The sequence below is a fragment of the Kribbella steppae genome, from assembly GCF_004342025.1.
Classification (GTDB): Bacteria; Actinomycetota; Actinomycetes; order Propionibacteriales; family Kribbellaceae; genus Kribbella; species Kribbella steppae.
Genome location: NZ_SLWN01000004.1, coordinates 16,341 through 37,946, shown reverse-complemented (window position 1 = coordinate 37,946; position 21,606 = coordinate 16,341). Strand labels below are relative to the sequence as shown.

Annotated in this window: 19 protein-coding genes; 14 read left to right on the top strand and 5 right to left on the bottom strand. The window is 68.4% G+C overall.

Features of this window, described 5'->3' with window-relative positions; all coding sequences use genetic code 11:
- Positions 1–58 precede the first annotated feature (58 nt).
- Together EV652_RS12295 and EV652_RS12290 are read left to right on the top strand one after the other, a co-directional pair.
- Positions 59–3,484, top strand: coding sequence for an error-prone DNA polymerase (locus tag EV652_RS12295; protein ID WP_132209224.1), 3,426 nt, complete (start codon positions 59–61; stop codon positions 3,482–3,484).
- A gap of 76 nt (positions 3,485–3,560) precedes the next feature.
- Positions 3,561–4,274: a VOC family protein gene (locus EV652_RS12290; RefSeq protein WP_132209223.1), complete on the top strand. Its 714-nt coding sequence runs from the start codon at positions 3,561–3,563 to the stop codon at positions 4,272–4,274.
- A gap of 48 nt (positions 4,275–4,322) precedes the next feature.
- Here the strand turns inward: EV652_RS12290 and EV652_RS12285 are convergent, their stop codons facing one another.
- Both EV652_RS12285 and EV652_RS12280 read right to left on the bottom strand, forming a co-directional pair.
- Entirely contained in the window at positions 4,323–4,721 is a 399-nt protein-coding gene (locus EV652_RS12285; protein ID WP_132209222.1) for a hypothetical protein, read from the bottom strand.
- A gap of 46 nt (positions 4,722–4,767) precedes the next feature.
- The gene (locus EV652_RS12280; RefSeq protein WP_132209221.1) at positions 4,768–5,541 is read right to left on the bottom strand and encodes an inositol monophosphatase family protein; all 774 of its coding nucleotides are present in this window, start codon (positions 5,539–5,541) and stop codon (positions 4,768–4,770) included.
- A gap of 89 nt (positions 5,542–5,630) precedes the next feature.
- On the opposite strand from EV652_RS12280, the gene EV652_RS12275 reads away from it, so the two are divergent.
- Both EV652_RS12275 and EV652_RS12270 read left to right on the top strand, forming a co-directional pair.
- Entirely contained in the window at positions 5,631–6,530 is a 900-nt protein-coding gene (locus EV652_RS12275; protein WP_132209220.1) for a TIGR03619 family F420-dependent LLM class oxidoreductase, read from the top strand.
- Positions 6,531–6,682: 152 nt separating this feature from the next.
- On the top strand, positions 6,683–7,348 hold the full coding sequence (locus EV652_RS12270) for a DUF4386 domain-containing protein (protein ID WP_132209219.1): 666 nt from the start codon (positions 6,683–6,685) through the stop codon (positions 7,346–7,348).
- On the opposite strand, the gene EV652_RS12265 is transcribed toward EV652_RS12270, so the two are convergent.
- Both EV652_RS12265 and EV652_RS12260 read right to left on the bottom strand, forming a co-directional pair.
- Positions 7,321–8,145, bottom strand: a complete 825-nt coding sequence (locus EV652_RS12265) for an IclR family transcriptional regulator domain-containing protein (protein ID WP_132209218.1) — start codon at positions 8,143–8,145, stop codon at positions 7,321–7,323. The two genes, EV652_RS12270 and EV652_RS12265, sit on opposite strands and share 28 nt — an antisense overlap.
- Before the next feature lie 61 nt (positions 8,146–8,206).
- Entirely contained in the window at positions 8,207–9,679 is a 1,473-nt protein-coding gene (locus EV652_RS12260) for an amidohydrolase family protein (protein WP_132209217.1), read from the bottom strand.
- Between the two features lie 182 nt (positions 9,680–9,861).
- Between EV652_RS12260 and EV652_RS12255 the strand changes: the two genes are divergently transcribed.
- From EV652_RS12255 to EV652_RS12230, 6 genes are all read left to right on the top strand, one after another.
- The gene (locus tag EV652_RS12255; RefSeq protein ID WP_242001714.1) at positions 9,862–11,025 is read left to right on the top strand and encodes a CaiB/BaiF CoA transferase family protein; all 1,164 of its coding nucleotides are present in this window, start codon (positions 9,862–9,864) and stop codon (positions 11,023–11,025) included.
- A complete protein-coding gene (locus EV652_RS12250) occupies positions 11,022–11,816 on the top strand; it encodes a citryl-CoA lyase (protein ID WP_132209215.1) in 795 nt (264 codons plus the stop codon). The genes EV652_RS12255 and EV652_RS12250 overlap by 4 nt, the downstream gene beginning before the upstream one ends.
- A gap of 12 nt (positions 11,817–11,828) precedes the next feature.
- Positions 11,829–12,689, top strand: a complete 861-nt coding sequence (locus tag EV652_RS12245) for a DODA-type extradiol aromatic ring-opening family dioxygenase (protein WP_132209214.1) — start codon at positions 11,829–11,831, stop codon at positions 12,687–12,689.
- Positions 12,686–13,045 (top strand): hypothetical protein, encoded by a 360-nt coding sequence (locus EV652_RS12240; RefSeq protein WP_132209213.1) that lies wholly within the window; start codon positions 12,686–12,688, stop codon positions 13,043–13,045. The genes EV652_RS12245 and EV652_RS12240 overlap by 4 nt, the downstream gene beginning before the upstream one ends.
- 8 nt (positions 13,046–13,053) lie before the next feature.
- On the top strand, positions 13,054–14,019 hold the full coding sequence (locus EV652_RS12235; protein ID WP_132209212.1) for a quinone oxidoreductase family protein: 966 nt from the start codon (positions 13,054–13,056) through the stop codon (positions 14,017–14,019).
- A 68-nt stretch (positions 14,020–14,087) separates the two neighbouring features.
- Positions 14,088–15,221, top strand: coding sequence for an MFS transporter (locus EV652_RS12230; protein WP_132209211.1), 1,134 nt, complete (start codon positions 14,088–14,090; stop codon positions 15,219–15,221).
- Here the strand turns inward: EV652_RS12230 and EV652_RS12225 are convergent.
- The gene (locus EV652_RS12225) at positions 15,190–15,771 is read right to left on the bottom strand and encodes a TetR/AcrR family transcriptional regulator (protein ID WP_132209210.1); all 582 of its coding nucleotides are present in this window, start codon (positions 15,769–15,771) and stop codon (positions 15,190–15,192) included. The genes EV652_RS12230 and EV652_RS12225 overlap by 32 nt on opposite strands.
- 81 nt (positions 15,772–15,852) lie before the next feature.
- On the opposite strand from EV652_RS12225, the gene EV652_RS12220 reads away from it, so the two are divergent.
- From EV652_RS12220 to EV652_RS12205, 4 genes are read left to right on the top strand one after another with little or no spacing between them, the layout of a single operon-like run.
- Positions 15,853–16,950, top strand: coding sequence for a serine hydrolase domain-containing protein (locus tag EV652_RS12220; protein ID WP_132209209.1), 1,098 nt, complete (start codon positions 15,853–15,855; stop codon positions 16,948–16,950).
- A gap of 60 nt (positions 16,951–17,010) precedes the next feature.
- Complete coding sequence (locus tag EV652_RS45995) at positions 17,011–19,902, top strand: Clp protease N-terminal domain-containing protein (RefSeq protein ID WP_132209208.1); 2,892 nt, start codon at positions 17,011–17,013, stop codon at positions 19,900–19,902.
- 48 nt (positions 19,903–19,950) lie between these two features.
- Complete coding sequence (locus tag EV652_RS12210) at positions 19,951–21,243, top strand: BNR-4 repeat-containing protein (RefSeq protein WP_132209207.1); 1,293 nt, start codon at positions 19,951–19,953, stop codon at positions 21,241–21,243.
- Positions 21,224–21,604: a hypothetical protein gene (locus tag EV652_RS12205; protein ID WP_132209206.1), complete on the top strand. Its 381-nt coding sequence runs from the start codon at positions 21,224–21,226 to the stop codon at positions 21,602–21,604. The genes EV652_RS12210 and EV652_RS12205 overlap by 20 nt, the downstream gene beginning before the upstream one ends.
- Positions 21,605–21,606 lie beyond the last annotated feature (2 nt).

Here is a 21,606-nt window from a genome sequence, read left to right as displayed (position 1 = left end):
CAGATTAGCGACAGTCGAACATATGTTCTAGTCTGGACGTGGACGGGGAGGATGTGCGATGGGCTACAACAATCCGCCGATCAAGTGGTCGGAGCTGGAGCGCAAGCTGTCGGACCGCTCGCGCCCGGGCAGTCACGGTGACCGCCCGGTGACGGCCGACGGCGGCGACAGCCCGGCGTGGTCGCAGCATCGCGGTCCGTATGTGCCGCTCCCCGCCCGCAGGCCGGAGCACGCGGTGCCCTACGCCGAGCTGCACGTGCACTCGAACTTCTCCTTCCTGGACGGTGCGTCGCAGCCGGAGGACCTGGTCGAGGCCGCGGTCCGGCAGGGTCTGCACGCGCTGGCGCTGACCGATCACGACGGGTTCTACGGCGCGGCCCGGTTCGCCGAGGCGGCCACGGCGTACGAGCTGCCCACGGTGTTCGGGGCGGAGCTCTCCCTCGGCCTGACCGGCCCGCAGAACGGTGTGGCCGATCCGGAGGGCAGTCATCTGCTGGTGCTGGCGGAGGGGCAGGAGGGGTATCACCGGTTGGCCGGTGCGATCACCGAGGCGCAGTTGGCCGGTGGTGAGAAGGGCCGCCCGGTCTACGACCTGGAGGATCTCGCCGAGCGAGGTCGTGACAACTGGCTGATCCTGACCGGCTGTCGGAAAGGGCTGGTCCGGCAGGCCCTGGAGCTCGGCGGGTACGCCGATGGTCCAGCCGCCGCGGGGCGGGAGCTGGACCGGTTGGTGGGTCTGTTCGGCAAAGACCGGGTGGTGGTCGAGCTGATCGACCACCACCTGCCGGCCGACTCGACCCGGAACCGGACGCTGGCCGGTCTGGCCGCCGACCGTGGACTCCCGATAGTTGCCACCAACAACGTTCACTACGCCACCCCGGCGCAGCACAAGCTGGCCGCCGCGGTGGCCGCCGTCCGGGCCCGGCGGGACCTGGACTCGATGGACGGCTGGCTGCCGCCGGCCGGAATGGCGTTCCTGCGGTCGGGGGCCGAGATGACCACCCGGTTCCAGCGGTTCCCGGGGGCGGTGCAGCGGTCGGTGACGATCGCGGACCAGATCGCCTTCGATCTGCGCCGGGCGAAACCCAAGCTGCCGTTGCGGGACGTGCCGGCCGGGGAGACGCCGATGTCGTGGCTGCGCCAGCTGACCTGGCAGGGCGCGGCGCTGCGCTACGGCACCAGGGCGGAGCGGCCGGACGCGTACGAGCGGTTGCAGCGTGAGCTGGACGTCATCGACGAGAAGGGCTTCCCGGGGTACTTCCTGATCGTCCAGGACATCGTCAAGTTCGCGCACGACCACGGGATTCTCTGCCAGGGCCGGGGATCCGCGGCGAACTCGGCGGTCTGTTACGCGCTCGGGATCACCGCGGTCGACAGCATCCTCTACAACCTGCCGTTCGAGCGGTTCCTCGCCTCGACCCGGACCGAGGAGCCGGATATCGACGTCGACTTCGACTCCGACCGCCGGGAGGAGGTGATCCAGTACGTCTACGGAAAGTACGGCCGCCGGAACGCGGCCCAGGTCGCGAACGTGATCAGCTACCGGCCGAAGTCCGCGGTCCGGGACATGGCGAAGGCGTTCGGGTATTCGGTCGGCCAGCAGGACGCATGGTCGAAACAGGTGGACGGGTGGAGTCCGGAGATCACCTCGACCGAGCACGACATCCCCTCGCGGGTGGTGGAGATGGCGACCGGGTTGCTGAAGTTCCCGCGGCACCTGGGGATCCACTCCGGCGGGATGGTGCTGACCGAGCGGCCGGTGGGGGAGGTGGTGCCGATCGAGCACGCCCGGATGGAGAACCGCACGGTGCTGCAGTGGGACAAGGACGACTGTGCGTGGATGGGGCTGGTGAAGTTCGACCTGCTCGGGCTCGGGATGCTGGCCGCGTTGCAGTACTGCATGGAGATGGTCCGCGACCAGATCGGGGAGTCGTGGCTGCTGCACACGATCCCGAAGGAGGAGGCCGGCGTCTACGACCAGTTGTGCCGGGCGGACTCGGTCGGGGTGTTCCAGGTGGAGTCGCGGGCGCAGATGGCGACGCTGCCGCGACTGAAGCCACGGAAGTTCTACGACCTGGTCACCGAGATCGCGCTGATCCGGCCCGGCCCGATCCAGGGCGGTGCAGTCCATCCGTACATCCGTCGCCGGACCGGGGAGGAGCCGGTCACCTACCTGCACCCGAAGCTGCGACCGGTGCTGGAGCGGACCATGGGCGTGCCGCTGTTCCAGGAGCAGTTGATGCAGATGGCGATGGCAGTCGGCGAGATCGACGGCGACGAGGCCGACCTGCTCCGGCGCGCGATGGGGTCGAAGCGCGGGATCGAGAAGATCTCGTCACTGAAGGAGAAGTTGTACGCCGGGATGGCGCGCAACGGGATCACCGGGGACCTGGCCGACGAGATCTACGACAAGATCGAAGCATTCGCGAACTTCGGTTTCGCCGAGTCCCACTCGATCAGCTTCGCCCTGCTGGTCTACTCCAGCACGTGGTTGCGGCTGCACTACCCGGCCGCGTTCCTGGCCGCGCTGTTGCGAGCACAGCCGATGGGGTTCTACTCCCCCCAGTCCCTGGTTGCTGACGCCCGTCGCCATGGCGTGGAGGTACGACGGCCGGACCTGCACCTCTCGGGTGTCGACGCCGGGCTCGAGCAACTGGTCGACGGGCAGGAGCTCACCGGGCCGACCGGTTCGCCGGATTGTCTGGTGGATCCGCAGCCGTTGGTCGGTTCGTTCGATCCGAAGGCGCCGTCCGACACCACTCTCCATCGCCGCGACGGTGCGTTCGCGGTCCGGCTGGGGTTGTCGGAGGTGCGGACCGTCGGTGAGAAGGGCGCGAAGCTGATCGTCGAGGAGCGCGATCGCGGTGGGCCGTACACCGAGATGGCCGACCTTGTCCGTCGTACCGGGATCACTGCCGCGCAGGTGGAGGCGCTGGCCACCGCCGGGGCCTTCGACTGCTTCGGGCTCGATCGCCGGCAGGCGTTGTGGGAAGCCGGCCGGGCCGCCGAGGAACGCCCCGGCCAGCTCGCCGGTATCACCGCCGCCGGGCCGCCACCCACGCTGCCCGGGATGACCGATATCGAGTCCGACATGGCCGACCTGTGGTCAACCTCGATCACCACCACCAGCCACCCGATCCAGCGCATCCGCGACAAACTACGGGCCGAAGGCATCCTTTCCGCCGCCCAACTGCGCGAGGCACCGGCGGGCAGCCGGGTCCGCGTCGCCGGGGTGGTCACCCATCGCCAGCGCCCGGCCACCGCCTCCGGGGTCACCTTCATGAACCTCGAGGACGAGACCGGGATGGCCAACATCGTCATCACCGTCGGCTGCTGGCACCGGCACGCCACCGTCGCCCGCACCTCCGGCGCCCTCATCATCCGCGGCCGGGTCGAACGCGCCGGCGAGGTCACCAACCTCTCCGCCGACCACCTGGAACGCCTCCCCCTGTCCGCCAGAACCACCTCCCGCGACTTCCGCTGACCCGCGAAGAAGGGCACCCTTTCCCCGGGTTTGTCGGACTCGTCGGCGAGGATGGCGGGGACGAGAGGAGACGACCATGGTGGGAAAGCTGAAGACGGTGGTCTGGGACGCGCCCGACATCAAGGGTCTGGCCGACTTCTACGTGGGCATGGCCGGCCTCACGCTGCAGAACGCCGAAGACGACTGGCTGACGCTGACCTCGGCCGACGGGTGGCGCTTCGGGGTGCAGTACGCGCCGGACTACATCCCGCCGCGGTGGCCGGATCCGGCCTATCCGCAGCAGATGCACGTGGACTTCAGGGTGGCCGACATCGACGCCGCCGCGGAGCGGGCCGAGCGCCTGGGCGCCGAGCGGTTGGGCGGCGGGGAGAGCTGGCATGTGCTGGCTGACCCGGCCGGGCACCCGTTCTGCCTGTGCCGGGCGGACGTCGAGGGCACCAAGATCTTCGCGGTCACGATCGACACGGACGACGCGGCCACGCTGGGCCGGTTCTACTCGGGGCTGCTGGGTCTGGAGGTGGCCTACGAGGGGCCCGAGGGCGTGCTGCTGGGCAGCGAGGGGCAGCAGCAGGTGATGTTCCAGCAGATCGCCGAGCACCGCCGGCCGAGGTGGCCGGACCCGGCGTACCCGCAGCAGCTGCACCTGGACATCACGGTCGACGACCCCGATGAGGCGGAGCGGGGCGCGCTGGAGCTGGGCGCGACCAGGCTGCCGGGCGACGGGGAGACCTGGCGGGTCTACGCCGACCCGCACGGGCACCCGTTCTGCCTGCTCAGCAACATCAACTGAGCGGAACCACGATGGGTCCGCAGCGCCGACGCCGAGCCGGAGGTTTGACTAGCGGGGCTGGGGAAGTTTGGTGTTCCAGTGGTGGAGTTGGTCGGTGAGCCAGGGGATGAGGGGGTCGCCGAGGGCGGTGTCGATGCCTAGGTAGCGGACGCCGACGATGGCGAGGGCGAGGAGGCCCAGCAAGAGGCCGAGGACGTTGAGGGCGCTGCCGGCGACGTCCGGGCGATGGGTGCTGATGAGGCCGACCAGACCGGTGAGCACCGCGACGGCGCCGAACAGCAGCGACACGCCGAAGAGGATCGAGAAGGTTGCCGTGAGCACCGCTCCGAGGCCGCACACCAGTGCGGTCTCGGCGGCAACGGACATCCGCGCCCGCGGCGCCGGCGACGCGTCGATGAGTTCTTGCAGCCCCACATCGCCTCGAGGGCTGTGCCCGTACGTGGCCATACCTCAAGGCTAATCCGAGAACGCCCCGTTGATGGTCAACCAATGGTTACGAAACGTGCGGCGCGATGAGATCCAGGAGTTGCTGGTGGGTGGCGCGGTTGGCGGCGGCAACCAAACCAGGGCCGGTGTGGAGTGGTCGGCCGCGGAAGTCGGTGACGATGCAGCCGGCTGACTGGCAGAGCGTCGTACCGGCGGTGAAGTGAACGCTGTTGAGGAGGGCGCCGTTGGTGACGTAGGCGGCTCGGCGGCCGAGGGCGACCCAGGCGAGGGTGAGGGTGGTTGAGGAGACGCGGCCGGCAAACGTTGCGCGGAACTTCTCGTCGGTCAGCAACTGCGGGCCGAGGAAGTCGCTGCCGGGCGGGGCGTCGATGTCGACGTCGACCAGGTGGGAGGTTGCGGATGGTTGGGCGGGGGAGTCGGTGCCGTTCCGGCGGACGTTGGCTGTCGTGCCGTCGGTCCAGAACACCTCTCCGGTCAGGGGCTGCGCGACCGCGGCGACGCCTGCACCTGGCAGTGCGACGTTGACCGAGAACAGCGGTGTCTCGGCCGCGAAGTTGAGGGTCCCGCACAGCGGGTCCACCAACCAGGTGCGAGCCGCCTGACCGGTCGCGCCGTACTCCTCGCCGATCACCGCATCATCCGGCCGGGCCGCGCGGATGACCTCGAGGATCGCCCGCTCCGCCTCCAGATCCGCCTCGGTGGCGAAGTCGGTCGGCGACTTGTCGTACCGGCTCAGGGCGGCGCCGTACTTCTGCCGTACGACGACCGCACCCGCCTCAGCCGCGTTGATCGCCACCTCGGCGTCATTCAGTTGGCTCATACCTCGTATCCAACACCAAGGTTGTGAAAGCGATTTGAAAGGCGGCGGGGGTTGGCTGGAGGTCCTGACGACTGAGGGAGGACCAGGGAATGAAGCTTGGACTGACACTGCCGACCGCTGGTGCGGACGTGAGCCCGGAGAGCATCGCCAAGGTGGCCGAGAGCGCCGAGCGGATCGGGTTGGCGTCGGTGTGGACGTTCGAGCGGTTGATGTACCCGGTCGGCGGTGCGATGGCCATCGGCGGCGGCGACCCCGTACCACTGCCGGATGGCTACGGCAGCGTGTGGGACCCGATCGAGACGCTGGCGTACCTCGCTGCACGGACCAGAACGATCACCCTCGGGACCAGTGTGGTCGACTCCGTGCTGCACAGCCCGATCGTGCTGGCCCGGAGGCTCGCGACCCTCGACCGGCTGTGTGGTGGCCGGCTGGTCGCGGGTCTTGGCGTGGGGTGGATGACCGCCGAGTACGAGGCGGCCGGCGTACCGGAGAAACAGCGTGGACCGCGGTTCGGCGAGCACATCACCGCGATGCGCAAGATCTGGGGACCGAACCCGGTCGAACACGACGGCCGTTTCTACCGGATCACTCCGTCGCAGATCGGGCCGAAGCCGACCAGGCCTGAGGGCGTGGCGGTGCTGGCCGGGGCGATGGCACCGGCCGCGGTCGAGCGGGCCGGGCGCCTGGGCGTCGGGTGGAACCCGATCATGATGACCTGGGAGATTCTCGACGGCATGGTCTCGATGTTCCGGGCGGCCGCGGACAAGGCGGGGCACGAGTCGCTTCCGATCGTCCTCAAGGTGAACGGGGCCGTCACGCCGTCACCCACCGATGCCCGGGAACCCCTCACCGGTGGGGTCGAGCAGGTACTGGAGGACCTCGACCGGGTGCGCGGCGCCGGTATCGACCACGTGGCCTGGGCGATGGACACCGACCCCGACGAGCAGCTCACCGTGATGGCGGACCTCCTGCGAGGGGCAAACGCTTGAACAGATGACCTCGGCCGGAACCCTTGTACTACTGGGGGTTCATGGCCACCTCGTCGATCGCGCGCTCCACGTCTCTTCTGACCTGATCCTCGCGCTTTCGTACTTAGTACGCTACCTTGGCCGTACTAAGTACGAAGTCCATAGGGGGACAGATGATCTCGATCCGCACGTGGGCCGTCGCCGCGGGAGTGGCACTACTGCTGATGGCCGCTCTGGTAGGCTTCGGCAACTTCGCCGCCATCGAGGGCCTGGTGACGTGGGGCGATGCCGGCAAGACCGCGCAGGACATTGCCGCGTCGGAAGGTCTGTTCCGGGCGGGAGTGGCGAGCCTGTTCCTGGTCGTCGTGCTCGACGTGGTCATCGCCTGCGCGCTCTACCGCGTCTTCACTCCGGTCGACCGAACCATGTCGCTCCTCGCGGCCGCCTTCAGGCTCGTCTACGCGGCCGTCTTCATGGTCGCCCTGGGCTACCTCCTGGACGCCCTCCGGCACGTGGATCAGCAAGTGCTCTCGGACGTCGAGGCATTCTCCGACCTGTGGACGGCCGGCCTCGGCCTCTTCGGCGCGCACCTGCTGCTCCTCGGCTACCTGGCGTTCCGCGCGAGCTATGTCCCCAGTTGGCTGGGCATCCTGCTCGCCATCGCCGGCCTGGGCTACCTCGGCGTCTTCTTCGGCCAAGACCTCACCATCTCCACCTACACCTTCATCGGCGAACTGCTCCTCGCCTTCTGGCTCGTGCTCCGCGGTCGTCGCATTCCCACGACCTTCGCTCGCGGATTCGCGACGGCTGATCAGGCCGAGGACTCGCGGGTGGGTTGAGCGAGTTCGTGGTGGGGCCGGGATTGCCAGAGGGCCCATTCGGCGCTGACGTCGCCGGCGGTGCGGAGGAGGAGGGGGAGGTAGTCGTGGAGGAGTTTCTCGGTGGTGGTCTCCGCGGCGTGGACGGTGACGTTCATGGCGGCGCGGACCGTTCCGGTGCCGTCGCGGACCGGGGCTGCCACCGAGCGCACGCCCGGTGCCAGTTCCTCGTCGGCCAGGGCCCAGCCGCGGGCGCGGATCTCGGTCAGCTCGTCGCGGAGCTGCTCCGCGGTCCTTCCGATGTACGGCGGGAGTCCGGCGCGACTCGGTTGGGCGAGAGTCTCGACCAGCTCGTCGGGGGAGAGGGCCGCGAGCAGGACCTTGCCCTGCGAGGTCTGCGCGGCCGGGAACCGCGTGCCGATGTCGACCCGCAGCGCAATGATCTTCGGCACCGACACCCGGGCGACGTACACGATGTCGGAGCCGTCGAGCTGCGCCATCGACGACGATTCCCCGGTGCGGGCGACCAGCGTCTCGAGGTGGGGTTTCGCGATGTCCCACAGCCCGAGCGCGCCGACGTACGCCATCCCGAGCGTGAGCACCTTCGGGGTCAGCTGGAAGGAACCGTCGGTCGACCGGACGAAGCCGAGTTCCTCCAGCGTCAGCAGCAGCCGGCGTGCGGTCGGGCGGGCGAGCCCGGCCGCGGTCGCCACCTCGGACAACGACATGGTGCGGTGATCCGCGTCGAAGCAGGCGAGCACGTCCAGCCCGCGAGCCAGTGACTCGACGAAATCCGGGCCCGCGCCTCGTCCTGCCATCAGTTCCTGCCTCCCGCCGTACGACGTCTTGTCGCGCCCGAGCCTACGACGCCGGCCGGTGTCACGAGCCGGGGTCGCCGAAGATCGTGCCGCGTGCCTCCCGCGTCGACTCGGACTTGTACTCGGTGTACTGGTAGGGGTTGTCGAACACCTCGTCCTTGGGCAGATCCGGGTTCATCCCACCGGCCCACGCCTCGTCGCCGAGCGTCCCGCGAAGGAAGTCGACGGTCGCTTCGACAGCACGTCGTACGGCGGGAAGGTCGACGCCGACCAGTTGGTTCGCGTACTTCACCACCCGGCCGTCGACGAGCACGGTGTGGACGTCGCCACGCTGCGCCTGGAACGCCACATGACCGTAGGGGTTGATCAACGGGAACGACACCGGCGAGGAGTCGTTCTTGATCAGTACGACGTCCGCCTTCTTCCCGGGCTCGAGGCTGCCGAGGTCGTCACGGCCCAACGCACGAGCGCCGCCGCGGGTGGCCCAGTCGACCACGTGCTCGGCGCGCAGGTGGCTGTGGGTCACCGTGTCGCCCTTCACGTGAGCCTCGAGGTGCTCACGCGCCCGGTCGGCGCCGAGCGTCGTACGCATCGCGGTGAACAGGTCGCCGCTCCACCACACACTGGTGTCCATCGACAGCGATACCGGGATGCCGTACTTGCGGACCTGCCAGGTGGGCGGGTAGCCCTGGCCCGCGCTCTGCTCGGATTCCGTCGCGACGGAGACCGAGCCGCCAGTCGCGGCGATCCGCTGGTAGGAGTCCTCGGTCAGTGTCGCCGCGTGCACGTAGATGTTCTGCGGTGTCATGAAGCCGTTCTCGTGCGTCAGCCGGATGCCGTCGTCGTTGGTCGCGCCCCAGACTCCGGCATGCGTGGTCACGCCCACTCCGAGCTCACGGGCCACTTCGAAGGCCGCCCGCTCGGGGAACGACGGGTCGCCGGTGACATCGAAGGCGAGCTGGAGACCGATCTGGTCGTCGTCGCGGAGCCGCTCCAGGAACGCGCGCACGGCCGGATCCGCGGTCCACTCCCAGGGCCCGGCCTGAATGTTGCCGTAGGCAAGAACGAACCGGCCCGGGACGGCTCGCAGCGCGTCCACGGCCGCCTCGGCGTGGTCGACGGACTGCAACCCGTGCGACCAGTCGACCGTGGTGGTGACACCGGCCTCGAGCGACTCCCAGGCCGAGGTCAGGTTGCCGGCGTGGATGTCCTCGGGGCGGAAGGTCTTGCCGTGCTCGAGGTAGTACCAGACGAAGTACTGCGTCAGCGTCCAGTCGGCGCCGTACGCGCGCATCGCGGTCTGCCACATGTGCCGGTGCGTGTCGATCATCCCCGGCATCACGATTCCGCCGCGGGCGTCGATCTCCTGCGTTCCCTCGGGGACGTCGACCGCGGCGCCGACGGCCGCGATGCGGTCGTCCACAACCAGGACGTCGCCTTCGGTCAGTACCGTGTGGTTGTCGTCCATGGTCAGTACGGTCCCGCCGCGCAGCAGCAGCGGCCGGCCCGCCACCGGCGTCTCGGCAGTGGTCATGATCCCCTCCAGAGTTGGGCCGGACATACGTCCGTATGCCGGTCACCACGGCGATAGCGCCACTATCGAAGCGCTCACCCGTGGTGTCAAGGGCTCGTTGTGGTGCGCTTGACACGATGGCGGGGCGATCACAGACTGAGGCGACAGAGCGTTTGCGGACAAGTGTCCGGAGGAGGATGTCTGTGTCCGAAGCAGTGCCGGAGGTGACGGGACCGCTCGCAGGGCTGCTGGTGGCCGACTTCTCCCGGATCCTGGCCGGCCCGTACGCGACCATGCTGCTGGCCGACCTCGGTGCCGAGGTGGTCAAGGTCGAGGCGCCCGGGGGTGACGACACCCGGTCATGGCAGCCACCGGTCCGCGACGGCATCTCGACGTATTACCTCGCGGTGAACCGGAACAAGCGGTCAATCGCGCTCGACCTGAAGGACCCGGAGGATCTGGCTGCGGCCCAGGAGCTGGCCCGGCGGGCCGACGTACTGCTGGAGAACTTCAAGCCGGGTGGGCTGGCGCGCTTCGGCCTGGACTACGACGCGGTGGCGGCGTCCAACCCACGCGTGATCTACGCCTCGATCAGCGGGTTCGGCAGTGGTCCGAAGGGGGCGGCGTTGCCCGGCTACGACCTGATCGTCCAGGCGATCTCCGGGTTGATGAGCCTCACCGGTGATCCGGACGGGGAACCGTTCCGGGCCGGCATCTCGGTGTTCGACGTGATGGCCGGGTTGCACGCGACGATCGGCGTACTGTCCGCACTGAACGCGAGGCACGAGACCGGCCGCGGCCAGCACGTCGAGGTGAATCTGCTGTCGTCGGCGTTGTCCGGGCTGGTTAACCAGTCGAGCGCGTACGTCGCTGGTGGCGTCGTACCACTGCGGATGGGCAACAGTCATCCGAGCCTGTTCCCGTACGAGCCGTTGCCGTGCTCCGATGGCGATCTGATCATCACGGCCGGGAACAACGGCCAGTTCCGCCGGTTGACCGAGGTGCTCGGCGTACCGGAGCTGGCCGACGATCCGCGGTTCGACCAGAACGAGAAGCGGACGGCGAACCGGGAGGAGCTCCGGCCGCTGCTGGTCGAGCGCCTGCGCACCAAGACGCGGATGGAGTGGTTCCGCGACATCATCGCTGCCGGCGTTCCGTGCGGGCCGATCAACACCGTCGACGGCGGCGTCGCCTTCGCGGAGGACATCGGACTGGATCCGGTGGTGACGATCGGATCGATCCCGACCGTGCGGAACCCGATCACCTTCTCCGAAACGCCGGCCGGGTACCGCCTGCCGCCGCCGTCCCTGGACGAACACGGCGCCGAACTCCGCCGCTGGCTGACCAACGAGGAGCGCTCAGCATGACGACTTTCCCAACGTCACTCGGTACGTCGACCGAAGATGAGATCCGTCTGCTCGGCCAGGACCTCACGGCCGATCTGATGGGCAAGGTCGGGTTCGGCGAACTGGCCTTCTGGCTGGTGGCCCTGCGCCGACCGACACCGTCGGAGACGCGAGTCTTCGAGGCCGTGCTGGTCGCGCTCGCCGACCACGGGTTCACGCCGACAGCCATTGCGGCGCGGCTGACTTATCTGTCCGCGCCGGACTCGCTGCAGGGTGCACTCGCAGCCGGTCTGCTCGGCGGCGGATCACGTTTCCTCGGGGTGACCGAGGACTGCGGGATGTATTTGCACCAGGCCCTGCTGGACCATGAGTTGCCGGCCGACGATGCCGGTTGGGACGAGCTTGCGCTCAAGGTGGTGACCGAGACGCGTGCCGCTGGCAAGTATGTTCCCGGCCTCGGGCATCCGGTGCACAAGGTGCAGGATCCGCGGACGCCGGTGCTGATCGGCATCGCCGCGGAGGAAGGGCTGCTGGGACCGCACCTGCAGTTGTTCCAGGCCATCGGGCGCGTGCACGAGCAGGTCCTCGGCCGGAAGCTTCCACTGAACGGTGCCGGAGTCTGTGGTGCGGCCCTCGCCGACCTCGGGCTGCCGGTCGAGCTGTTGCGCGGTTTCGCCTTGCTGGCCAGGGCTGCCGGCCTGCTCGGTCAACTCGCCGAGGAGCGCCGTCGCCCGATCGGCATGGACGCCTATCTCACCGTGGACCGCAACGCGGTCTACGTCGACCCGACCGAGACCCAAGACCAGAGCTAAGGGGAGCAGGACATGGCCACTGTCGTCGCGGTCATCGCCTCCACACACCATCCGTTCTACTACCGGGCGAGTACGTCGACCGGCGCCGACCGACCGCCGTTCGCCGACGAATGGGTGGCCAAGATCGAGGCGTTCCGGGAGACTCTCACCAAGGCCCGGCCGGACATCCTGGTGATGGTGGGCAGCGACCACTTCCACCAGCTCTGGCTGGACAACATGCCCCAGTTCCTGGTCGGCAAGGCGCCGTACTTCGATGCGAACTGGTACAACGAGGAGCGCGAGTTCGGGCTGCCGCGGATGACGCTGCCGGGGGAGGAGCGGCTGGCCGCGCACATCCTGCGGAACGGGCTGGACGCCGGCTTCGATCTTGCCTTCAGCAACGAACTGCGGATCGACCACAGCATCACCTGCCCGATCATCACGCTCCGGCCGGAGGCGGACCTGCCGATCGTGCCGATCTACACCAACATCTTCGCCCCGCCGCTCCCGCAGCCGAAGCGGTTCGTCGAGCTGGGCCGGACGATCCGCCGGCTGGTCGAGTCGTGGCCGGACGACCAGCGGGTGGCGATCATCGGCACCGGGCACCTGTCCCTCGAGCTCGGCGGTCCGCGGCAGTTCGGTGCCCACGGCCCCGATCCGGAGTTCGACCGGAAGGCGGTCGACTGGATCGCGAGCGGCGACCTCGACGGCTGCCTGGCCGAGGTGACCCTGGACAGCCTGCACCTACCGGGCAACGCGACCCACGGGTTCATGGACTTCATGCTGATGATGGGTGTGGCCGGCGGCGCGAAGGCCGACCACGTCGACTCGCTCGACCTGTTCCACACCATGGAGGCGTACTTCACCTGGTATCCGAACGGAGTGCCGGCATGAGTAAGTATCTGCTGGACAAGTTCCTCTTCACGGTCGATCGGGACCCGGCGCTGGTCGAGCGGTATCGCGAAGATGCCGCGGGGACGGTGACGTGGTGGGAAGTGGAACTGGCGAACCAGATCCTCAACTGCACCACCGGCGAGAAGTCGACCTGGCTCGCGTTCACCGACGAAGAACGGCAGGCACTCGTCGAACAGGATCACGTGACGCTGTTCCGCATGGGCGCGCACCCGTTCCTCACGTTGACGTTGTTCATCGCGATGTTCGAGCGCGATCACGGACCGCTGGAGTACCAGAAGGCTTACGGCAAGGCCCTCCAGCACCTATCCCTGCCGTATCCGGATATCGCCACCTAGGAGATCGCGTGCGAGCAGCCGTCCTGCGCATCCACGGTGAGGCGCCATCACATGCTGAACACCCGGACCCCGTCCCGTCCGAGGGCCAGTCGATCGTCCGCGTCACCGCGGCGCCCGTCGTACCTCTCGATCTGTTGTGTGCTTCTGGTACGTCGTACTTCGGCGCACCCGAGCTGCCGTACGTACCAGGGGTGCAAGGGGTCGGTGTGGTCGACCAGTCGGCCGTCGTGGCTCCGGGGACCAAGGTGTTCTTCGCGACGTCGGCCGGGATGTCTCCGGGCGACGGGAGTTTCGCCGAGCGGTGCGCCGTACCCGATGCGGACCTCATCGTTCTCGACACACCGGTGCCTGATGCCCAGGTGGCCGCACTTGGCTTGTCTGCGGTGGCTGCGTGGATGGTGCTGACTTGGCGTGCGCAGCTCCAGCCTGGGGAGCGGGTGCTCGTCCTCGGTGGCGGCGGAGCCGTCGGACAGGTCGCGATCGGGGCGGCGCGAGTCCTGGAGGCCGGCCGGGTCGTTGCCGTGTGCAGGTCCGATGATGCTCGGCAGCGGGCGCTGGCGGCGGGTGCCGATGAGGTGATCACGCTGACCACCGACGATCTGGCCGGGCGGCTTGCTGAGGCGACCGGTGGCGCCGTCGATGTCGTCGTGGACCCCGTCTTCGGAGCGGTTGCGACCGCGGCCTCGCGACTCTTGGCGCCCGGTGGCCGCTTGGTGAACCTCGGCGGCGCTTCTGGTGACGAGGCAACCTTCTCCTCGGCGCTCCTGCGCAGCCGCACGGCGAGCATCCTCGGCTACACCAACAACGCCATCACCCCCGACCAGCGTCGCGACGCCCTGACAGCCGTACTCCGGCACGCCGAGACCGGCGCCATCGCCGTCGCGCACGAGACCGTTCCCCTGCCCGACATCACCGCCGCGTGGCATCGCCAGTCCGCGGGTCAGACCGCAGGCCGCCTCGTCCTCACCGTCTGATCGCCGTCCCACCGCCTGGATGGCCAGCCCACCGGAGGCAGATAAGAACGATCGGTATCATCTGAGTCATGGGTGTTCCGGTGCGGCGGTTGTGGGTGGCGGTGCTGTGTGGTTATCTCGCGTTCGGCGCTGCGTTGCAGGCGTTGCCGTCGTACGTGCCGGAGAGGTTCGGCGGGGGTGCGCTGGCCAGCGGGACCGCGGTGGGGATCGCCTTCCTGGCCACGGCGTGCGGGCGGCCGTTCGCCGGCTGGCTGGCGGACGGCGGCTGGTCGCGTCCCGTCGTCCTGGTCGGGGGAGTGCTGACCGCTGCCGGTGGTCTCGGGCAGTTGGTCGCGCCGAATCTCGCGGTTCTGCTGGTTGCGCGCTTGGTGATGGGTGCGGGCGAGGCGGCGTTGTTCTCGGCGGCGTTGCCGTGGGTGTTGGCTGGGACGCGGGTGGCGCAGCGCGGGCGGGTCGCGGGCTGGTTCGGGTTGTCGATGTGGGGCGGGCTGGCAGGCGGGCCGGTGATCGCGTCGCTGGTCGGCGAGTGGGTCTGGTGGACGATCGTCGGTCTTGCGGGTGCGTCGATGGTGCTGGTCTTCACGACCCGCGCGGATCCTGGCCGGGTCGAGCCGTTGGTCCGGATCCGCGGCGTCCGCGATCTGCTGCCGGCCGGCGTACCGTTGCCAGGAGCAACTGTAGGTCTGGCGGCCTACTGCTACGGCACGATCGCGGCCTTGCTGGTCCTGCGGTTACGCGATGACGACATCGGCGTCGACGGCTACGCGCTCGCCGTGTTCGCGTCGGCCTTCCTGATCGTGCGGTTCGCGGGCAGCCCGTTGGTCGATCGGTACGGCGGACGTGCGGTGGCGACTGCGACGGTCGCAGTCGAGGTCCTGGCGCTGGTCGGGATCGCCTTGGCTGCTGGGCCGGCGAGCGCCCTGGTATTCACGGCGTTGGCCGGACTCGGGCTGGCGTTGATCTACCCGGCCTGTGTGTCGATGACTCTCGACCGGGTGCGCGGGCTGCGGCCCGGCGTGTCGATGGGCGTGATGACGTCGTTCTGGGATCTCGGCGTGCTGGCGGCCGGTCCGCTCGGTGGACTCGTGGCTGAGCGGCTCGGGTTCCCGATCGCCTTCTTTGTTGCCGCGGGCACCGCTGCGGCCTGTGTGTTCGTGTGTCTGGCGTTCCTCAGGCCGCGTCGAGCAGTGTCTCCACGATGACCCGCGCCTCGGCGCCGAGCCCGGGATCCCGGTCGACCGCACTGATGATGGTCGCGCCTTCCAGTACGACGACCAGCTGGCGTGCCGTGGTTTCGGGGTCACGGGCGCCGGCCTCGGTCAGGAGCCGGCGGAACAGGTCGCGATAGAAGGTCAGGTGATCCTGCGCGAGTCGCCGGGGTGCGCCGTCGTGGCCGCGATCCTCGGTCGCCGCGTTCATCATCGCGCAGCCGCGGAACCCGGCCTCGGCGTACCAGGTCGCGACCAGGTCGAAGACGGCCAGGATCCGGTCGCGGCCGGTCTCGGACTGCTCGACCGCCTGCTCCTGCCAGGCGCGAACCCGGTGGGTGCGGTCGGTCAGCACTGCTTCGACCAGGCCGTCCTTGGAGCCGAAGTTCTTGTAGATGGTGAGCTTCGACGCGCCGGCCGCTTCCGCGACCTCATTGATGCCGACGGCATGGATCCCGCGCTGCATGAACACCTCCGACGCAGCGGCCAGGATGCGTGCCCTGGTCGCCTCGGGGTCCAGTCGTTCGCCAGCTCTGACCGGCATCGTGCACCACCTCCGGGACTCATAGTACCGATCGGTCTCATCTACTGGCGCAAGATAAGACCGATCGGTACTATCTCCGTCATGATCAACGGACGGACAGCAGCGGGATTCGAGGGTGTGGCCGAGGCGTTCTCGCGGAACTTCGCCGAGCGAGGTGAGCTGGGTGCAGCCTTCGCGGCGTACCAGGACGGCGAGCTGGTGGTCGACCTGTGGGGCGGTACGGCGGATCGGGACACCGGACGTGAGTGGACGCGGGACGCGGCCCAGTTGATGTTCTCCGGCACCAAAGGTCTCGCGGCGGCGTGTGTTCTGCTCTTGGTCCAGCGAGGTCAGGTGTCGCTCGACGATCCGCTCAGCCGCTACTGGCCGGAGTTCCGGGCCGGCGAGACGACGGTCGCCGAGGTGCTGTCCCATCAGGCCCGGCTGGCCTGGGTCGAAGCCGGGTACGCCGACCTGCTCGACCACGACGCGATGGCCGCCCACTTGGCTGCCCAGGCTCCGGCCACGGACCCGCGGGCCGCCTTCATGTATCACGCGATCACCTGGGGCTGGCTGGTCGACGAACTCATCCGCCGCGTCGACGGGCGAACCGCCGGCCAGTTCTTCGCCGAGGAGTTCGCGACGCCGCTCGACCTGGAGGTCTGGATCGGTCTCCCGGACGAGCTTCACTGGCGCGCGACGTCGATGGTCGCGCCCGACGGCGTACTCGTGGACGAACCACAGACCGACCCGCTGCTGCAGCTCAACCGCAATCCGCTCTGGGTGCCCGGGGCGGAGAAGATCTGGAACAGCCCCGAGTACCGCAGCGCCGGCCTGGCCGCCGTCGGCGGTTTCGCGACCGCCCGCGGCATGGCGCGCTTCTACGCTTCACTGCTGGGCGAGGGGGAGGGTGTCCTGAGACCCGAGACAGTCGAGCTCGGCCGCCGCGAGATCCGCCGCGGCATCGAGCCGACCTGGGGAGCCGAGATCGCGTACGGCGCCGGCTTCGAACTCCAGGTCCCCGGAGCCCATCTCGGCCGCCCCGCCGACGTCTTCGGCCACGGCGGCGCCGGCGGCTCCCGCCACGGCGCCTGGCCGACCCGCGGAATTGCCTTCTCCTACGTGATGAACGAGGTCCGCACCAAGCCCGACGACCGCCCCCTCGACCTCCTCACCGCACTGGAGAAGGCTGTCGGTTGAGTCTGGCGTCATCCGCTGATTCAGGGCAACTTGGGGGGAGGGATCAGGGCTGGGGGATGCATGTTCGAGAGGTTTACGGACCGGGCTCGCGCGGTGGTGGTCCTGGCGCAGGAAGAGGCCAGAGAGTACCGGCACGACCACATCGGGACCGAGCACGTCCTGCTCGGCCTGGTCCGGGAGGGTGAAGGTGTCGGCGCCAAGACTCTCGAGAGCCTCGGGGTTTCGCTCGACGCCGTGCGGTCGCAGATCGAGGAGGTCGTCGGCGTCGGGGACGATGGGCCGGGTGCGCACATCCCGTTCACCCCGCGCGCCAAACGGGTGCTGGAGTTCGCCCTGCGCGAGGCCCTCCAGTTGGACCACAACTACATCGGTACCGAGCACATCCTGCTCGGTCTCCTCCGCGAGAACGAGGGTGTCGCCGCGCAGGTGCTGGTCAAACTGGGCGCCGATCTGAATACCGCGCGAGCCAAGGTCATCGAGCTGTTGAGCGGCCGGCCGGTGCCGGGTGCGGCCGAGGTCGTCACCTTGGAGCTGGACAAGCTAGGTCAGAATCTGACATCCCTGGCCCGGGAAGGGAAGCTCTACCCGGTGATCGGCCGCGAGCGGGAGGTCGAACGGACGCTGCAGGTGCTGTCCCGCCGGACCAGGAACAACCCGTGTCTGGTCGGCGAGCCCGGGATCAACAAGCATGCCATCGTCGAGGGGATCGCCCAGCTGATCGTCCGCCGCGACGTACCGGAGATCTTGCGCGGCAAGCAGATCTACGCCCTCGATGCGGAGTCCTTGCTGACGACGGCGATCGACAAGGCGGACACCGTAGCCAAGCTGCATTCCGCGCTGCGCGAGGCCGCCGACCGAGGCGACGTGATCGTGTTCGTCGACGAGTTGCACGTACTGCTGCGAGCCGGGGCGACAAGCGGTGTCGACACTGCCGCCGTACTGCGGCCGGCGTTGCTGGATGGTTCGCTCCAGGTCGTCGGCGGGATGACGTTGGATGACTACAGCAACTATCTCGAGAACGACAACCTGCTGGGCGGCCTGTTCCAGGCCATCACCGTGGCCGAGTCGAGTGTCGCGTGGACGATCGAGTCGCTCAAAGGGGTCCGCGAGCAGTTCGAGGCCCATCATCGGGTGACGATCACCGATTCCGCGCTGGTCGCGGCCGTGGTCCTGGCGCACAAGTACATGACGCACCAGTTCCTGCCGGACAGTGCGATCGATCTGATCGACGAGGCCGGCGCCCGGCTGCGCATCCGCCGAATGACCCAGCCGCCGGATCTGCGCGATCTCGACGAGGAGATCGCGGCGATCCGCCGGCAGAAGGAGGAGGCGATCGATGCGCAGGACTTCGAGCTGGCGTCGAGTCTGCGCGACGAGGAGAAGGCGATCCGGGGCCGCAAGGCAGAGCGGGAGAGACAGTGGAAGGACGGCGACATCGATCTGGTCGCCGAGGTGGACGAGGACCTGATCGTCGAGATCGTCTCCGAAGCGTCCAGGACAGCGATCGCCAAGATCGTCTCCACCGACGAACCCGAGCCTGGCCAGGCCGTGGTTCCCGTGGTGACCGGAGATCGATATGTGTTGATCGGGGACAGGCCGGCTGAGGATGAGCTGGACGATCTGCTCGGAACGTCGGCTGTTGCCGGGGACATCGCGGCGATCCTCGCCGCGTCGCGGGAGTCGACGCCGTTCGTGTTGGCGGTTGACGGTGGTTGGGGGGTTGGGAAGAGCACCCTGTTGCACCACATCGATGCGCGGCTGCCGGGGCCGCCGGAGATGGTGAAGGTTCGGTTCAACGCGTGGACGGCGCAGGGAGGCAACGCACTCGAGGGGCTGATCAAGTCGGTGCTGGTCGAGCTCGACAGCAATCTGATCCGCCGATCCATCCGCAAGCTGGCCAGACGTAAACGCGTGGTCGGTGTCGCCCGGATCGGCTCGCTCGTGCTGGCGCGTTTCCTCGGCGCGAGTCGCCTGGTCGACGAACTGATGAGCCGGATGGCGGTCGACTCGCAGTCGCGCAACGAACTGCGCGACCTGATCCACGGGTTGCTCTCAGACTGGGTGGGTGCTGATGGCAAGCGCAAGGGCAACCGGACACTCGTCGTCTTCATCGACGACTTGGACCGCTGTGACGACGCCGTCGTACTCGGCGTCTGTGAGGCGGTCAAGCTGTACCTCGACGCCCCTGGGTTGATCTTCGTGATCGGCTGCGACCTCTCCGTCCTGGCCCGCGGCGTGTCCGGTGCGGCCAGGGGAGGTTTGAGCGAAGGCCGTACGTACCTGGAGAAGATCGTGCAGGTCGCCTATCGGGTCCCGGCGCCGGACCACGAGCGGGTTCGGCGCCTGATCCGCGGGTACGCCGACCGATCCGGTACGACGGCCCTCGTCGACGACACGGTCATCGAGCTGCTCGCGGAGCGGACCGGACGCAATCCACGACGGATCAAGCGGATCATCAACAGCTTCGTCCTCGAGTACCGCCTGAACCCGGCCTGGCGGCAACCGCCGCTCGGCAGCGCCCAGCTGATCACCGTCATCCTGCTGCACCAGCTGTACCCCTCGTTCTACGAACGCCTGGTCAGCGAGGACTCTGGCGCCGACCCGATCCTGGAATTCCTCGACTACGCCGACGTACAGGCCAAAGGCTCGAACCCACCGCCGGCCGGCGACCCCTGGTGGTCGACCGTCAGCCGCACCTTCCGCGCTCAGGGCCTCCGGGCCCCCGACCGCTCAGCAGCGGAACGTCACAGACTGGCTGCCCACCTGGAACAGCTGGAGCAACGACTCCCCGACGACTACCCGTCCCTCGCCCGCAACCAGGCCTTCGTCGACCTCCTGGCCGGCATCGGTGGTACGGAGGCCCGCCAAGCCATCCGTTCCCAACTCATCAGTCGTCCCCTCGGAACGAACCCCCTCGCCGGCTCCGAAGCAGCCACCGCAGAATCAGCCTGACGCGCCTCGGGGCGACTTGGCAAGCGCTTGCTGGCAGACTTGGGGCCTATGCGTGAACCTGTGGTGATCAATGACAACGGTGCTTGGTGCTGGTTTCAGGATGAGCGGGCGGTGGTGGATCCGGACAGTCAGACGTTGGTGGTTGGGTCGATCGCGGCGCCCGAAGGGCCTGGCGGTGACGGGCGTGCCGGGAACGTTGAGCTGACAGTCGTCGATCTGCGGTCCGGTGCGAGTGAGGTCGTCGTACTGCATGAGAGGTTCGAGGCGGACGATCATGACGTGCCGGCGTTGTGGCGGCGGGCGGATGGTCGGTGGCTCGCGGTCTACACGAAGCACAAGACGGATGACCTGACCAGGTGGCGAGTGAGTGAGCCGGGGGATCCGCGGAAGTGGGGGCCGGTGAAGACGTTCGACTGGAACGAGTTCACCGGCGGGCGCGGGGTCACGTACTCGAACCTGCACGTGCTCGACGGGCGGTTGTACTGCTTCGCTCGCGCGGTCAACGACGACCAGTGTGCGCTGGTCTCCGACGACGACGGTGACACCTGGACGTACGCCGGCAAGCTGTTCACCCGGCCGAAGGTCGGCTACGTCAACGGCTACACGCGGTATGTCTCGACGCCGACGCGGATCGACCTGGTGACGACGGACCACCATCCGCGCGACTACAACAACTCGATCTACCACGGCTACCTCGAGGCCGGGGCGCTGCACCGGACGGACGGAACGGTGGTGGACCCGGTGGCGCTCAAGGGTGATGCGCCGTCGCAGGTCGAGTTGACCACAGTGCTCGAAGGCGGGTCGCTGTGGGACGGCGAGCCGATGACGCACTGCTGGACGATCGACATCCGGCGTTCCGACGACGGCACGCTGGCGGCTGTACTCCTTGCTCGCCAGGACACTCCGGAGAACCCGGAGGACGCCTTTGCGCGGCGGTACGACGTACGGGATCACCGCTTCTTCTACGCGCGTCTGGCCCCGGGCGGGGAGTGGCAGGTACGGCAACTGGCCAAGGCCGGTCCAGGTCTCCTGCCGCACGAGAACGACTACACCGGCCTGGTCGCCATCGACCCGTACGACCTGGATTCGCTCTACGTCTCCACCCCGATCGACCCGCGCAACGGCACCGAGCTCGAGCACCACGAGATCTTCCACGCCCGCATTGACGTGGCCGGTACGACGTGGACGCCGGTGACCGAGAACTCCGAGGCCGACAACCTCCGCCCGATCGTTGCCCCGGGCGACCCGACCCGAGTCCCACTGCTCTGGTTCCGCGGCCCGATGACGGCCTCCCAGCACTACAACTGCGAGGTCGTCCTTCTTGACCGCCCGCGACGCTGAAGTCAGCTGGTGGCGGGAGCTCTGGATCCCGCTGCTGGCTTCGGCACTCTGTCTCGTCGCCGGTATCGCGGCCTGGCCCTTGACCGGCGAGTGGCGGTGGGGCTTGACCGGGCTGATCGCCACGATCACCGCGGCGCCGCTGATCGTCGCGCTGGCCATGATCTTCGCCGAATCGGACAGCGCGTTCGAGGGATGCATGTGGGTCGTCCTGCTGCTCGCTCTGCTGGCTGTCCCGGTCGGGCTGACCGTGTGGTTGTGGACGGGCAACTGGGCATGGGGGATCGTCGCACTGGCCGGTCCGTTCGCGGCGATCTTCCTCGCCTTCGCCGGCATGATCGTCGAATCCGAGTCCGACCGCTGATC

Bases quoted from the DNA above. Each gene is read 5' to 3' on its own strand.
- EV652_RS12295 (WP_132209224.1), top strand. From the start codon at position 59: ATGGGCTACAACAATCCGCCGATCAAGTGGTCGGAGCTGGAGCGCAAG.
- EV652_RS12290 (WP_132209223.1), top strand. From the start codon at position 3,561: ATGGTGGGAAAGCTGAAGACGGTGGTCTGGGACGCGCCCGACATCAAG.
- EV652_RS12285 (WP_132209222.1), bottom strand. From the start codon at position 4,721: ATGGCCACGTACGGGCACAGCCCTCGAGGCGATGTGGGGCTGCAAGAA.
- EV652_RS12280 (WP_132209221.1), bottom strand. From the start codon at position 5,541: ATGAGCCAACTGAATGACGCCGAGGTGGCGATCAACGCGGCTGAGGCG.
- EV652_RS12275 (WP_132209220.1), top strand. From the start codon at position 5,631: ATGAAGCTTGGACTGACACTGCCGACCGCTGGTGCGGACGTGAGCCCG.
- EV652_RS12270 (WP_132209219.1), top strand. From the start codon at position 6,683: ATGATCTCGATCCGCACGTGGGCCGTCGCCGCGGGAGTGGCACTACTG.
- EV652_RS12265 (WP_132209218.1), bottom strand. From the start codon at position 8,145: ATGGCAGGACGAGGCGCGGGCCCGGATTTCGTCGAGTCACTGGCTCGC.
- EV652_RS12260 (WP_132209217.1), bottom strand. From the start codon at position 9,679: ATGACCACTGCCGAGACGCCGGTGGCGGGCCGGCCGCTGCTGCTGCGC.
- EV652_RS12250 (WP_132209215.1), top strand. From the start codon at position 11,022: ATGACGACTTTCCCAACGTCACTCGGTACGTCGACCGAAGATGAGATC.
- EV652_RS12245 (WP_132209214.1), top strand. From the start codon at position 11,829: ATGGCCACTGTCGTCGCGGTCATCGCCTCCACACACCATCCGTTCTAC.
- EV652_RS12240 (WP_132209213.1), top strand. From the start codon at position 12,686: ATGAGTAAGTATCTGCTGGACAAGTTCCTCTTCACGGTCGATCGGGAC.
- EV652_RS12230 (WP_132209211.1), top strand. From the start codon at position 14,088: ATGGGTGTTCCGGTGCGGCGGTTGTGGGTGGCGGTGCTGTGTGGTTAT.
- EV652_RS12225 (WP_132209210.1), bottom strand. From the start codon at position 15,771: ATGCCGGTCAGAGCTGGCGAACGACTGGACCCCGAGGCGACCAGGGCA.
- EV652_RS12220 (WP_132209209.1), top strand. From the start codon at position 15,853: ATGATCAACGGACGGACAGCAGCGGGATTCGAGGGTGTGGCCGAGGCG.
- EV652_RS45995 (WP_132209208.1), top strand. From the start codon at position 17,011: ATGTTCGAGAGGTTTACGGACCGGGCTCGCGCGGTGGTGGTCCTGGCG.
- EV652_RS12210 (WP_132209207.1), top strand. From the start codon at position 19,951: ATGCGTGAACCTGTGGTGATCAATGACAACGGTGCTTGGTGCTGGTTT.